The organism is Glycomyces niveus (genome assembly GCF_017592475.1).
Lineage (GTDB): Bacteria > Actinomycetota > Actinomycetes > Mycobacteriales > Micromonosporaceae > Glycomyces > Glycomyces niveus.
In genome coordinates, this window is sequence record NZ_JAGFNP010000014.1 from 34639 (window position 1) to 48906 (window position 14268).

The 14268-nt window shown below is 69.0% G+C and carries 10 protein-coding genes; 5 read left to right on the forward strand and 5 right to left on the reverse strand.

Features of this window, described 5'->3' with window-relative positions; all coding sequences use genetic code 11:
- Positions 1 to 152: 152 nt before the first annotated feature.
- The 4 genes from J5V16_RS24690 to J5V16_RS20780 all read right to left on the reverse strand — a co-directional run bounded on the left by J5V16_RS24690 (position 153) and on the right by J5V16_RS20780 (position 5016).
- The gene (locus J5V16_RS24690; RefSeq protein WP_243901524.1) at positions 153 to 1808 is read right to left on the reverse strand and encodes an ABC transporter permease; all 1656 of its coding nucleotides are present in this window, start codon (positions 1806 to 1808) and stop codon (positions 153 to 155) included.
- Positions 1795 to 2850: an iron-containing alcohol dehydrogenase family protein gene (locus J5V16_RS20770; protein WP_208498897.1), complete on the reverse strand. Its 1056-nt coding sequence runs from the start codon at positions 2848 to 2850 to the stop codon at positions 1795 to 1797. The genes J5V16_RS24690 and J5V16_RS20770 overlap by 14 nt, the downstream gene beginning before the upstream one ends.
- Complete coding sequence (locus tag J5V16_RS20775; RefSeq protein ID WP_208498898.1) at positions 2851 to 3579, reverse strand: phosphocholine cytidylyltransferase family protein; 729 nt, start codon at positions 3577 to 3579, stop codon at positions 2851 to 2853.
- A 216-nt stretch (positions 3580 to 3795) separates the two neighbouring features.
- On the reverse strand, positions 3796 to 5016 hold the full coding sequence (locus tag J5V16_RS20780) for an NADP-dependent isocitrate dehydrogenase (protein ID WP_208498899.1): 1221 nt from the start codon (positions 5014 to 5016) through the stop codon (positions 3796 to 3798).
- Positions 5017 to 5330: 314 nt separating this feature from the next.
- Here J5V16_RS20780 and J5V16_RS20785 point away from each other — a divergent pair, with 314 nt between their 5' ends.
- From J5V16_RS20785 to J5V16_RS20805, 5 genes are all read left to right on the forward strand, one after another.
- Entirely contained in the window at positions 5331 to 6425 is a 1095-nt protein-coding gene (locus J5V16_RS20785) for an ABC transporter permease (RefSeq protein ID WP_208498900.1), read from the forward strand.
- A complete protein-coding gene (locus J5V16_RS20790; RefSeq protein WP_208498901.1) occupies positions 6425 to 7324 on the forward strand; it encodes an ABC transporter permease in 900 nt (299 codons plus the stop codon). The genes J5V16_RS20785 and J5V16_RS20790 overlap by 1 nt, the downstream gene beginning before the upstream one ends.
- A gap of 5 nt (positions 7325 to 7329) precedes the next feature.
- Positions 7330 to 8370: an ABC transporter ATP-binding protein gene (locus J5V16_RS20795; protein ID WP_208498902.1), complete on the forward strand. Its 1041-nt coding sequence runs from the start codon at positions 7330 to 7332 to the stop codon at positions 8368 to 8370.
- Complete coding sequence (locus J5V16_RS20800; RefSeq protein ID WP_208498903.1) at positions 8363 to 9433, forward strand: ABC transporter ATP-binding protein; 1071 nt, start codon at positions 8363 to 8365, stop codon at positions 9431 to 9433. Before J5V16_RS20795 ends, J5V16_RS20800 begins: the two co-directional genes overlap by 8 nt.
- Before the next feature lie 97 nt (positions 9434 to 9530).
- Positions 9531 to 11318 (forward strand): ABC transporter substrate-binding protein, encoded by a 1788-nt coding sequence (locus tag J5V16_RS20805; RefSeq protein ID WP_208498904.1) that lies wholly within the window; start codon positions 9531 to 9533, stop codon positions 11316 to 11318.
- Between the two features lie 994 nt (positions 11319 to 12312).
- Here J5V16_RS20805 and pknB read toward each other — a convergent pair.
- Entirely contained in the window at positions 12313 to 14235 is a 1923-nt protein-coding gene (gene pknB, locus J5V16_RS20810; RefSeq protein ID WP_208498905.1) for a Stk1 family PASTA domain-containing Ser/Thr kinase, read from the reverse strand.
- Positions 14236 to 14268: the final 33 nt, after the last annotated feature.

A 14268-nucleotide genomic window follows, 5' to 3' on the forward strand; every position in this document is an offset into this window, starting at 1 on the left:
CCGTCCGGCGGGCCGGTGTGAGCGGCCGGTCGGTTCGGGCACATGGGGAGGGACCGCGAGTCTCCCCATCGTACCGAGGGAAGTCCGGTGGGGCCGTACCGAGCAGCGCCGCGGCCCCGACCTATAGAACAGGTCGGGGCCGCGGCGGTTCGTTAGAGCGCCTTGAGGACGCGGGGTTCGAGTCGGTAGAAGATCCAGCGGCCGAAGAACATCAGGAAGGCCGAGAAGCCGACGGCGACGCAGAGCTGGTACATGTTGGGCGCCAGGCCCGGGATGAACGCCGCGCGGTGCATCGAGAAGATGCCGATGAGCGGGTTCGTGGAGAACAGGTCGTACAGCCAGGGGTTGTCCTTCATCGTGTCCGCTTCGGAGACCTTGGTCAGCGGGAAGATGATGGCCGAGGCGTAGAAGAGGACGCGCATGAACAGGCCCAGGAACCGCTCGACGTCCTTGAAGAGCACGTTGGCGGAGGCGAGGACGAAGACCATGCCGGTCAGGAGCATCACCTGGGTGAGGATGGCCGGGAAGAGCCACAGCAGGTTGAGGCCCCACGTGCCGTTGTCGAGGATGGCGACCGCGATGAGGATCGGGAAGCCCACGATGTACTCGGCGAAGCGCGCGAAGACCTTCGAGACCGGGAAGACCTCGCGCGGGACCTTCATGACGGTGATGAGGGCCGACTGGCCGCCCAGGGAGCGGGTGCCTTCGTTCACCGCCGAGGAGAACCACTGGTAGGCGAAGATGCCGGAGACGATGAAGAGCAGGTAGCCCGGGCTCTCACCGTTGGGGTTCTCCGGCAGGGAGTTGCCGCTCTTGAAGACGACCTCGAACACGAACCAGTAGATGAGCGTCAGGCCCAGCGGTTCGATGAGCGACCAGACGTAGCCCATCGCGGTCGACTGGTACTTGACGGCGAGGTCGCGGCGGACCAGGACCGACAGGGCGTGCCGGTGGCGCAGGAGCGCGGTGAAGCCGGTCGTGAGCGGGAACTTCCGCTTGAGCGGCTTGACCTCGGCGGTGCGGATGGCGCCGGTGGCCGGGCCTTCGTCGCTGCGGGCCGAGTCGAGGAAGGCCGGGAGCTCGGCGGTGTCGTCGAGGTTGCGGCGGATCGGGGAGGCGCCGGCGACCGGCATGTCGCGGCTGGGTTCGGGGCGGGTCGCGTAGGGCGCCTGCGGGACCTGGCCGGACGGGTCGGGCTGGGGAGCCGTCACCGGAGGCGGCGGGGTCTGGTGGGCCGCGGCAGGGGGCGGCGGCGGGGTCGAGCTGTGGGGGGCCGGAGCGGTCGCCGGGGGCGGCGGGGGCTGCTGCGGCTGGTAGTGGCCGGGGGCGGGCTGGCCGTAGGGGTTCGGCTGGCCGCCGTGCTGGCCGGGGCCGTGGGGCTGCGGGCCGCCGTACGGCTGCTGACCCGGGCCGTGCGGCGGCGGGGGCTGGGTGCCGTAAGGCTGCTGCTGGCCTTGGGGCGCACCGTAACCGGGCGGCGGGGCCTGGTGGCCGGGGGCGCCGTACGCCTGCTGCCCGGCGGGCGCGGCGTAGCCGGCGGGGCCGTAGCCCTGCGGGGGGCGCGGCGGCGGGGAGCCGGCGGGCGCGCCCTGATGTCCCGGGGTGATGCCGGGCGCGGCGGAGGGCGGCGGACTGGCGAAGGCCGCCGATCCGGAGCTCATGGACCCCGGCGGGTATCCCGCGGGGTTGGCCGAAGGCCCGGCGCCGAAGCCGCCTTGGGGGGCGGTCGCATCGGTGTGGTCCGGGTTCCCGTCATTGTTCCCGGCTGGGCCGGAGACGCCGTCGGGGTGCGGGCTAATCGAGCTCATGCATCATCTCCGTCAGGTGTCGCTCCAGCGCCACCGAGTCCAGTTCACGATGTTCGAGAATCGTATAACGGCCTGGCCGGGTACTCGGCGCGTAGGCCACCGCTGTGGCGAGCTCCGCGGTCGTCAACCCGAGTTCACTTGCCGTGCGCGGCAGGCCGTGCCGCCGCAAGGCGGCCGACAACTCCTGGAACAGGGCCTTGTCGCCCCGCAGCCACGTGCATATGAGCGCCCCCACGCCCCCTTGCGCCCCGTGGGACGCGAGGCCGGGGTGGAGCGCTTCGAGCGCGTGCGCGATCTCGTGGCACCCGCCCGAGCAGGGCCGGGACGATCCGGCCATGCTGGAGGCGAGGCCGCCTTGGATGAGCGCGTCCGCGAGGGTCGCCAGGAACGCGTCGTCGGCGATCGTCCCGGGGTGGCGCAGCACGGCCTCGGCCCCGGTGCGCGCGATGGCGGCGGCGAGGCCGTCCACGGGTTCGCCGTTCACCTCGTGCGAGAGCTGCCAGTCGGCGACGGCCGAGAGGTTCGTCAGGGCGTCGCCGATGCCGGACTGCAACTGGTGCGCGGGCGCCTGGCGGATGAAGTCGAGGTCGGCGAGGACGGCGAGCGGCGGGTGCACCCCGTAGGAGACCGAGACGCCGTCGCGTTCGAGGGACGCGGTGGGCGAGGCGAGGCCGTCGTGGGCGAGGCTCGTGGCGACCGAGACCATCGGCAGGCCCAGGTCGGAGGCGGCCCATTTCGCGGTGTCGAGCAGCTTGCCGCCGCCGATGCCGACGAGCGCGTCCACCCGGTGGTCGTCGCGGAGGCGCTTGGTCAGCTCCTTGGCGCTGTCGAGGCTGCCGGGGACGACGGTGTGGACCGTGGCGTCCGGCAGGTGGTCGAGCTCGGCCGCGATGCTCTCGCCCAGGCCGGGTCCGAGCGCGACGGCGACGCGGCCGCCGGAGGAGATCCGGGAGTCGGCGAGCAGTTCGGGGAGTCGCTTGAGCGCCCCGGCCGAGACCTCGACCGTGATGGGCGCCAGGACGGTGCGCGCGAACGTCGGCACCTAGAGGCCTTCCGCGATTTCCCGCGCGACGGCCCAGTCGGCGTGGTCGTCGACCTCGGTCCAGGCCACGGGGCCCGTGGAGACGGTGCCGATCTGGCCGGCCTCGGCGAGGAGCTGGAACGCGTCCTCGTAGTAGAGGGTCGAGTCGCGCGTGTACGTCGCCTCGAGGGCCTTGGTGAGGTCTTCGGCGAGACCGGCGGGGATGAGGCTCACGCCGATGTACTCACCCGCGGCGGTCGCGATCGGCTGCAGCTTGTGGATGAGCTCGACGCCGCCTTCGCCGACGCGGACCTTCATCGCTTCGTCGGTGAGGGTCTTGTGGTCGTCCAGGGCGATGAGGAGCCGGGGGTCGGCCGCGGCCGCGGCGAGGAGGTTCCGCTCGATGCTCCTGGGGTGGACGGTGTCGCCGTTGACGAGGACGGCGCCGTCGCGGTAGTGCTCGCGCGCGGTCCACAGCGAGTACGCGTTGTTCCAGTGCGGCTTGTCGTTGTCGACGATCGTGACGGTCACGCCGTAGCGCGACTCCAGGACCGGGGCGTGCTCGCGGATCTTCTCGGCGGCGTGGCCGACGGTGATCGCGAGATCGGTGACGCCGACCTCGGCCAGGCCCCGCACGATCGTGTCGAGGATCGTCTCGGTCGCGGTGACCGGCAGGAGGGTCTTGGGGAGCGCGTCGGTGTCAGGGCGCAGGCGCTGTCCCTGTCCGGCGGCGAGGATGACGCCTCTCACGAGTTTGCGGCCTTCCGATCGACGGGTGTAACCCGCCTAGTTTACAAGTCCCGAAAGGGGGGAGGCCCCTGCCGAGTGTGCGCCTGCACACGTCGGCCGGGGCCTCCAACTGGGAAGGGGCGGCAACAGCCAGCTTGCGAGCTGTGCGTGAGCGCAGCCCGAAAGATCGGTCACCGCTTCCTTCTACAACGAGCCGCGTAGCGGCCCGGTTACGCCTTACTTCGCGACGGCCTTGGCGAGGTTCTCCGACAGGGTGTCGAGGAACTCGTCCGTGGTCTGCCACTCCTGGTCCTTGCCGACGAGGGCGGCGAGGTCCTTGGTCATCCTGCCGCTCTCGACGGTGTCGATGACGACCTTCTCGAGCTCGTCGGCGAAGCCGGTGACCTCGGGGGTGCCGTCGAGCTTGCCGCGGTGGGCCAGGCCGCGGGTCCACGCGAAGATCGAGGCGATCGGGTTGGTCGAGGTCTTCTCGCCGCGCTGGTGGGCGCGGTAGTGGCGGGTCACGGTGCCGTGGGCGGCCTCGGCCTCGACGGTCTTGCCGTCGGGGGTCATGAGCACGGAGGTCATGAGGCCGAGCGAGCCGAAGCCCTGCGCGACGGTGTCGGACTGGACGTCGCCGTCGTAGTTCTTGCAGGCCCAGACGTAGCCGCCCTCCCACTTCATGGCCGCGGCGACCATGTCGTCGATGAGGCGGTGCTCGTAGGTGAGGCCCTTGGCGTCGAACTCGGCCTTGAACTCCTCGTCGAAGACCTCCTGGAACACGTCCTTGAACATGCCGTCGTAGGCCTTGAGGATGGTGTTCTTGGTGGACATGTAGACCGGGTAGTTGCGGGCCAGGCCGTAGCGGAACGAGGCGCGCGCGAAGTCCTCGATGGACTTCTTGTAGTTGTACATCGACATGGCGACGCCGCCGCCCTCCGGGTACTCCGCGACCTGGAACTCGATCGGCTCCGAGCCGTCGGCCGGGGTGAAGGTGACGGTGAGGGTGCCGGGGCGGTCGACCTTGAAGTCGGTGGCCTTGTACTGGTCGCCGTGGGCGTGGCGGCCGATGATGATCGGCTGGGTCCAGCCCGGGACCAGGCGGGGCACGTTGCTCATGATGATCGGCTCGCGGAAGACCACGCCGCCGAGGATGTTGCGGATGGTGCCGTTCGGAGAGCGCCACATCTTCTTGAGGCCGAACTCCTCGACGCGGGCCTCGTCGGGGGTGATGGTGGCGCACTTGACGCCGACGTTGTACTGGTTGATCGCGTTGGCGGCGTCCACGGTGACCTGGTCGTCGGTCGCGTCGCGGTGCTCGATCGAGAGGTCGTAGTACTTGAGGTCCACGTCCAGGTAGGGGTGGATCAGCTCGTCCTTGATCTTGCTCCAGATGATGCGGGTCATCTCGTCGCCGTCGAGCTCGACGACCGGGTTCGCCACTTTGATCTTCGCCATAGTCTCGCTACCTCTCCTCAGCGCTCACCTGCGCCTGGTGTGGATGCGCCGCCTGACGGCGCCGGGGCCAGCGCCCCTAACAGTACGAGCGTACTGGCTTTACCGTGGAAGGCCGCGCCCGGCCCCGGGAGTCAATGGTCACAGCACGGACGCTCGGATAACGATTCCGTCTCAAGGCTGGCGTGCGCCCGGTCACGACGGGTAGCTTTCTTAACTAGAAACAATCTTTCCAATTTGTTTCGCCCCCAGACACCTGGAACTTCACGGCTCGTCCGCGAGCCCAGTCCCGACTAGCGCACGAAGGAGTGCCCGAGGTGACCGCACCTGCCGCCTCCCTTCCGCAATCCGCTGCGGAAGGCACGCCGTCCCGCACCGCCGCCATCGTGGTCAGGCGCGTGTGGACCTCTTACGCCTTCCGCCGGGTCCTCCAGTCCGTGTTCGTGATCTGGCTGGTCTCGACGATCACCTTCCTGCTCATGCACTTCATGCCCGGCGACCCGATCGAGATCATGGCCGGCCGCCTCAACAGCGCCGGCATGTCGCACGACCAGGCCATGGCCACCGCCGCGAACCTCGTCAACTACGACCCCGACGCCTCGGTCTGGGGCCAGTACCTCGAATTCCTCAAGGGCCTGGTCACCCTCGACTTCGGCAACTCCCTCACCAACCCGAGCAAGACGGTCTTCGAGCACGTCATGGAGTACCTGCCCTGGACGCTGTTCTCGGTGGGCGCGGGCGTGGTCTTCGCGGTCGTCATCGGCGTCTCTGCCGGCATGGCCATGGCCTACCGCCGCGGCTCGGCGTTCGACCACTCGATGACCTCGCTCGGCTCGTTCCTCACCGGCGTGCCGAACTACATCCTCATCGCGGCCGTGGTCGTCATCGGCTACACGGTGCTGGGCATCCTGCCCTTCCTCGACATGCGCGGGCGCATCACCGCCGGCGTCGAGCCCGGGTTCGACCCGGTGTTCCTCGGCGACGCGGTCTTCCACGCGATCCTGCCGATCATCGCGTTCGCGTTCACCGCCACCGGCTCCTTCATGCTCAACATGAAGGCCGCCACCACCGAAGTGCTCACCGAGGACTACGTGACGGTGGCGCGCGCCCGCGGCCTCAAGCCCGGCCGCATCTCCCGCGGGTACGTGGGGCGCAACGCGCTCCTGCCCGTGGTGCCGCAGATCGCGCTGCAGATGGGCATGCTCGTGGGCGGCTCGATCGTCATCGAGCAGATCCTCGACTACCCCGGCGTCGGCCAGATGCTCATGAGCGCCATCTCCGACCGGGACTACCCCGTCGTGCAGGCCGCCGTGATCATCCTCGCGACCTCGGTGGTCGTCGCCAGCCTCATCGTGGACCTCGTCCTGGTCAAGATCGACCCCCGCATCAAGTCCGAAGGGCAGGACGCCTGATGACCACCCTGGACGCGGCGATCGCCAAGCCGCGCAAGCAGTTCAAGGAGACGTTCCTCGGCCGGGTGTGGACCGGGCTGACCCGATCCCCCGCCGGGTTCGCCGGCACCGTGCTGGTCCTGGGGATCGTGCTGTTCTCCTTCGTCGGGCCGCTCGCGATCGATCAGGACAACCCCACCGACACGACGAAGATCTGGACCGAGCCGTCCGCCGAGCACTGGCTCGGCACCCAGTACGAAGGCAAGGACACCTTCACGATCCTGGTGAACTCCGGCGCCGAGCCGATCTGGGTCGGCACCCTCGCCGCTCTCATGGCCGTGTTCGTGGCCGTCGTCTTCGGTTCCGCCGCGGGCTACTTCCGCGGCAAGATCGACGCCGTCCTGCTGCAGCTCACCGACGTCACGGTCACCATCCCGCAGTTCCTGCTCATGCTCGCTGTCGTGGCGTTCTTCGACGACATCCCCGCGTGGGGCATTGCGTTCGTGGTCGGCTCCACCATGTGGGCCTTCCTGTTCCGCTCCATCCGCGCGCAGGTCATGTCCCTCAAGGAACGCGAGTTCGTCGAAGCCGCACGGCTGCAGGACCTCGGGACCGCCCGCATCGTCTTCCGGGAGATCCTGCCGAACATGGCCGGGTTCATCTTCGTGAACTTCGTGATCGCGGTGAACCAGGCGATCTACGCGATCGTCGGCCTCTACGTGCTCGGCCTCATGCCCTCCGGCACCCCCAACTGGGGCCTGATGATCCACCAGTCGTGGAGCCAGAACTTCTACCTCAACCCGGTCGCGCTGCCGTTCGTCATCGCGCCGCTGCTCATGATCGTGCTCTTCACGATCGGCCTGGTGACCATGGGCCGCGGCCTCGACCAGGCCCTCAACCCGCGACTGCGAGAAAGGTAAGAGGCATGAGCGACCCGATTCTCAGCGTCCGCGACCTCTCGATCGCCTACCGCACCGGCCGGAAGGAGTCGGTGACCGCCGTCAGCGGCGTCGACCTCGACCTCTACGAGGGCCAGTCCCTGGCGCTCGTGGGCGAGTCCGGCTGCGGCAAGACCACCCTCGGGCTCGGCCTGCTGCGGCTGCTCCCGAACCTCGGCGAGATCACCTCCGGCTCCCTCACGTACCGGCTCAAGGACGGCACGCGCGCCGACCTCCTCGCGATGAAGAAGGAGCCGCTGCGCCGCTTCCGCTGGAACGAGGCCGCCATGGTCTTCCAGGGCGCCATGAACGCCTTCAACCCGGTCATCCGCATCGTCGACCACTTCGCCGACACCCTCCGCGACCACGCGGACGGCAAGAAGTGGACGAAGGCCGCCGTCGAGGCCCGCGCCGGGGAGCTCCTGGAGACCGTGCGGCTCGACCCCGACCGGGTCCTCCAGTCCTACCCGCACGAGCTCTCCGGCGGCATGAAGCAGCGCGCGCTCATCGCGCTCGCCATCGCCCTCGACCCGCAGGTGCTCGTCCTCGACGAGCCGACCACCGCCCTCGACCTGCTCACGCAGCGCTCGATCGTGCAGCAGCTCCACGAGCTCCGCAGCAAGTTCGGCTTCACGATGGTGTTCATCACCCACGACCTCGGCCTCGCCGCCGAGCTCGCCGACCGGGTCGCCACCATGTACGCCGGCCGCATCATCGAGACCGGCTCGGCCCGCGACATCTTCTACGAGCCCAAGCACCCTTACACGGCCGGGCTCATCAACGCGGTCATGCCCGTCAAGGGCGACCGGCCCGCGCTCGAATCGATCCCCGGCTACCCGCCGAGCCTCAAGGCCATGCCCGACGGCTGCGCCTTCAACCCGCGCTGCGCCTTCGCCACCGACGAGTGCAAGCGCGACCGCGTCCCGCTCTCGCTCCTCACCGAGCGCCCTCTGGGGATGGACCACTCGGTGGCCTGCCTCCATCACGACCAGGTCCGCCTCCCCCGGAAGGAGAGCGCCAATGTCTAGCGCCCCCTTGCTGAAGCTCTCCGGCATGGAGCAGGTCTTCGACACCAAGAAGGGTCCGGTGCCCGCCGTCGGCGGCGTCGACCTCGAGGTCGAGCCCGGCAAGGTCCTCTGCCTCGTCGGCGAGTCCGGCTGCGGCAAGACCACCACCGCCCGCGCCGCCGCCGGCCTCACCCGGCCCACCGCCGGCACCGTCGAGTACCGCGGCAAGAACCTCGCGGACATGACCGCCGCCGAACGCGGCCGGTACCGCCGCTCGGTGCAGTACATCCACCAGGACCCGTACGCCGCGCTCAACCCGACCCGCACCGTCTACTCGACGCTCAGCGCCGGGCTCAAGCGGCACGGCATCGTCAAGAACCGCACCGAGGCCCGCGCCAAGGCCGCCGAGCTCCTGCAGCTCGTCGACCTCACCCCGCCGGAGTCCTACCTGGACTCCTATCCGCATCAGCTCTCCGGCGGCCAGCGCCAGCGCGTGAACGTTGCGCGCTCGCTCGCGCTGAACCCGGACCTGCTCATCTGCGACGAGTCGACCTCCATGCTGGACGTCTCGATCCGGGTGAGCCTGCTCAACACCCTCGGGAGGCTGCGCGACGAACTCGACGTCGGCTTCCTGTTCATCACCCACGACCTCGCCGTCGCGAAGTACTTCGCGTGGGACGGCGAGATCGCGGTCATGTACCTGGGGAAGGTCGTCGAGCACGGCCCGACCCCGGAGGTCATCGGGAACCCGCAGCACCCGTACACCAAGGCCCTCATCGGCGCGGTGTGCGAGCCGGACCCTGACCTGGCGAAGGCCAACCGCGCGGCGGAGCAGCTGCGGTCGGCGGAGATCCCGAGCCTCCGCGACCTGCCCGCCGGGTGCGCCTTCCACCCCCGTTGTCCCGCTTTCGAACCGGGCCTGTGCGACACCGCCGAACCGGCCCTCCAGGCCACCCCTTCGCGGAGGCGGTTGTCCTGCCACGTGGTGTCCCGCGACTTGCAGCGGGCGCCGGACGCGGACCGGACGATCACCTTCGAGGCCGTGCCCGGCTCACGGCGTCCCGAGCCCGAGACAGCGCACTGACCTCGCGGCCCGGACACCTTTACGGCTCTATCCCTACCTCATCTCGATCAACCCGTAGCCCTCACTTTGAAAGACGGCTCAACGAAAGGAACTGGCGATGACCTCTCAGCAATTCGAGCTCAGCCGACGTCGGCTCATGCAGGCGGTCGGCCTCGGCGCCGGCGCCGTGGCGACGACGAGCGTGCTCGGCGCCTGCCAGGCCAAGGGCTCGGAGGGCGAAGGCGCCTCCGGGAAGTTCGTCTACGTCTACCCGTTCGACGTGACCACGCAGCACTTCAACGCGGCGATCCCCAATGCGGCCCTGCTGGTCCCGGCCCCGAACGCGGAGCTGTTCATCCCGCGCCCGGCGATCCTGAACTGGGACAGCCAGGAGTGGATCCCGCAGCTGGCCGAGTCCGTGGACCTCGCCGGCACGACCCTGACGATCAAGCTGCGCTCGGGTGTCAAGTGGACCGACGGCAACGCCGTGACCGCCAAGGACCTCGTGGGCACGATCTACCTGCAGAAGCTCAACGCCCCGCAGGGCACCGTCGGCTGGGACCAGCTCACCTCGGCGACCGCCGACGACGACACCACCGTGACGGTGCAGTACTCGGCGGCGTTCCCCGGCGTCGAGCACGGCGCCCTCAAGGTGCAGGTGCTGCCGCACGCCCGCTACGGCGAGTGGATGGACGAGGCCGAGGCGCTGGTCGCGGCCGGTGCGATCCAGGGCTCCCCGGAGCAGTCGGCGCTGGCCGAGAAGATCGCCGCTGAGGACTTCAAGGACGCCGAGGGCGGGTTCATCTCCTGCGGCGCCTACAAGTTCAAGGACATCGGCGAGACCGTCATCACCATGGAGGTGCACCAGGACGGGCTGTTCGCCGACCAGGTGAAGTTCCAGACGTTCGAGATCCAGAAGGGCGACAACGCCACTTCGGTGCAGCTGCTGCTGGCGAGCGAGGTGGACTACTCGACGCAGGTGCTCGGCGCGACCGACCGCCAGACGATCGCGGGCGTGCAGGGGCTCAAGGAGCTCTCGACCCCCGGTTACGACGGCATCGGCCTGATGCTCAACCAGGGCCGGTTCCCGGAGTTCGCGGACGTCGACGTGCGCAAGGCGTTCATGTACGTGCTCGACACCGAGCAGATCGGCGAGATCGCGAAGGGCCAGGGCGGCTACTACCTGCCGAAGACGTACACGGGTCTGGCCGACCCGCACGCCGAGGGCCTGTTCGACGACGTTGAGCTCGAGTACTACTCGGTCGACCACGCGAAGGCGACGAGCCTCCTCGAGGGCGCGGGCTGGAAGAAGGAGTCGGACGGCTGGCACAAGCCGGACGGGTCGCTCGCGGAGTACACCATCATCGGCGTCGAGGGCTGGACGGACTTCACGCTCTCGGGCGAGCAGGCCGCGGCGCAGTTCAAGGAGTTCGGGCTGCAGATCTCGTACGAGAACGTCCCCGAGGACAACCCGTGGGGCATCTGGGGCGCGGGCGACTACGACATCGCGGTGCGCCAGTGGGCGAACCCGTTCGTGCCGTACGTCTACGGTGCCTGGCAGATGACCTGGTTCACCGACAACGGCTTGACCGCCGACGCGATGGGCATGGGCCTGCCGGTGGACGCGGTCGAGACGGCGACCCAGGGCACGGTGAACGTCGCGGAGCTGTACCTCCAGTCCCAGCAGGGGACCGAGGAGGAGCAGATGGCCGCGCACAAGATCCTCGGCGTGGTCTTCAACGAGACCCTGCCGCGCCTGCCGCTGTTCCTGAACCAGCGCGTCTCGTACGCGGTGGACGGCAAGCGCGTCAAGTCGATCGACCCGGGCGACTACGACCTGAACGACATCTACTTCGACAACCCGATCATGGTCCGCATCCTCGAAGGCGCCATCGAGCCCGCTTAGGTCGCACCCCATAGGGGTCCGTGAACCCGCTCCCCCCGAGCGGGTCCCGCGGCCCCGCTCCCCGGGCGGCCTGCTCCCGCCCGGGGAGCCCCCAAGCCCGGGCCGGGCCCCAAACCCCGGCCCGCGCCGCGCACGACCGAGGCGGGTCAGCGCGGCGAACAAGAAGAGCGAGGCCCCGGCCGCCAGGCCGGGGCCTCGCTGCTTTCAGTTCCGGCGGGCGATGGCGCGGGCTTGCCTTTCGATGGACGCCAGTCGGGCGAGTCGGCGATGGCGTCGGGCCGAAGCCCGCGCATCGCATACAAGAACCATCACCATCGAGGTTGAGAACCAGCAGGCCATGATCGCTGATCTCGCCGAACTGGTCGAGCAGCTCCAGCTGGCGGTCGAAGCCCTCCGCTCAACTGGCTCCAGCGGCGGAGCCCCGACAAGTACTCCGACCCCCGGCGCACTGCCAGGACCCGTTTCCCCATGGAGCCACAGAACCAGAATCGATCGCGCCGACGTGACCCGGCCGCGATTCGCTCCCGACCCGAACCGCCTCCCCGGCGGACCCCGACGGCGCTGCAAGGCACCTCAGCAAATCAGCAGGACCTGCGCCTAGCAAGCCGACCGGATAGTGTCGTCCTCGCCGAGACTGCCGCCCTCGACTACTTCGCCGAAACGCTCGGCCGCATGAATCGCTACTCAAGTCACCGGGCCGGCCGCGACGAACGCCAAGTCACGGTCTCGACCAACACCGCCAAGGAAGACCCGGAGATGGCGACCCTCGTCTGAGCGAGGAGGGCATCGTGCTCGATCAGGCCCTTCTGGAACCCGACGGCGACAACCGCCACCACACCCTTGACGACATCCTCGCCAAATACCCGGTCCGCGAGATCGAGCAAGTGCTCCTTTGACTCCAGTCGCGAACTCGCCGAGTGTGGGGCCTTCGGGACGACGATTGAACGGGTGAGTGCCCGGCCGCTTCGCGGCCGGGCACTCACCCGTTCAATTGCTAGTTGTTGCCGTCGTTGTTGCAGGGCGGCGGGTCGAGGGCGCCGCAGGTCTCGGACGGGGACTCGGAGGTCTCGTCGTCGCCGCCTCCGCCGCCGTTGTCCTCGGCGGCGGTGATGGTCACCGTGGAGCCGGGGGCGACCGCCATGCCGCTGGTGATCTCGCCGTCCTCGTTGGCGACCGAGGCGATGGTCTCGGCGGCCGGGTCGCCCTCGATGTTGACAGTGAGGCCGAGGCCTTGCAGTGTCGCCTGCAAGTCCGCCGGTGCGGTCGTGGCGTCCCAGGTGATCACGACGCCTTGGGCGGTGATGACCACCATCGAACCCTTGCTGAGGGTCGAACCCTCGCCCTGGTCCTGTTCGTAGACGACGTCGACCTGGTCGCCTTCGTTGCCGTACTCGACTTCGACCTCGAACCCGGCTTCGGTGAGCGTGCTGGTCGCCAGTTCGACGGTCATGCCCTTGACGTTCGGCACCGTGGCCTGGCCGCCCGCGGAGACGGTCAGCGTGATCTCAGTGGTCGGCGGGACCTCGGTCCCGGCCTTCGGGTCCTGCGTCAGCACCTCGCCGGAAGGCTCGGGGCTCTCCTGCTGGACGATCTTGACCTTGAGGCCCTGGCCTTCGAGCTTAGTTCTCGCCTCGTCCTCGTCGTCGCCCACGACGTCTTGGACCTTGACGTTCTCAGGGGCGACTCTCACCGTGAGCGTCACCGTGTCGCCCTCATCGACCTCGGCGTTCGGGTCCGGCGTCTGATCGGTGACGTAACCGATGTTCGTGTCCTTCGGGTCGGTCGCGACTTCGGTCTCGACCTTCACCTCGAAGCCGTCGTCCTTGAGCGTCTTCTCCGCATCCGCTTGGAGCTGGCCCACGACGTTCGGCACGTTGACCTTCGACGAGGCCTCCATCGCCTGCATGATCCCCCACGACGCCGCCGTGACCGCGACGAGCGCGAGGATCACCCCCAGGGCGATCAGCCACGGGCGGCGCTTGCTCGAAGAGGTCGCGATCGGCGTGATCGGGGCCGTCGAGTCGGCGCCGCCGGCGAGGAGCTGCGTGCGGTCGCCCGCACTCATCACGGCGGGGGCCATCACGGCCTGGCCGCGCGCGGCGCGGATGAGGTCCTCGCGCATCTCCCCGGCCGAGTGGTACCGGTTCTCGGGGTTCTTCGCGAGCGCCTTCATGATCACGGCGTCGACCGAGTCCGGGACGTTCGGGTTGAGCTCCGACGGCGGCCGGGCCTCTTCCCGCACGTGCTGGTAGGCCACGGAGACGGGGTTGTCGCCGGTGAACGGCGGGTGCCCCACGAGCAGTTCGTAGAGGACGCAGCCGACCGCGTACACGTCGGAGCGGGCGTCCACGGTCTCGCCGCGCGCCTGCTCGGGCGAGAGGTACTGCGCGGTGCCGATCACCGCGCTGGTCTGGGTCATGGTCGCCTGGCCGCTCGCGAGCGCGCGCGCGATGCCGAAGTCCATGACCTTGACCTGGTTGGTGTCCGAGAGCATCACGTTGCCGGGCTTGACGTCCCGGTGGATGATGTGGTGCTTGTGGGAGAAGTCCAGAGCCGAGCACATGTCCGCCACGACCTCGCACGCCGTCGCCGGGTCGAACCGGCCTTCGGCGAGCAGGACCTCTTTCAGGGTCCGGCCGTTGACGAACTCCATCACCATGTACGGGATGCCGGCGTCCTCGCCGGTGTCGAAGACCGCGACGATGTTCGGGTGGTTGAGCGACGCCGAGTTCTGCGCCTCGCGCTGGAAGCGGATGAGGAACGACTCGTCGCGAGAGAGGTCGGCCCGCAGCAGCTTCACCGCCACGTCGCGGCCGAGTCGGAGGTCCCGGCCACGGTGGACTTCAGCCATCCCCCCGTAGCCGACGACCTCGCCGATCTCGTATCTGCCGCCTAGCAGGCGGGGCTCTGTCGTCATCGCGTTTTACGTCCTCGTGTTCCGTTCATCGCG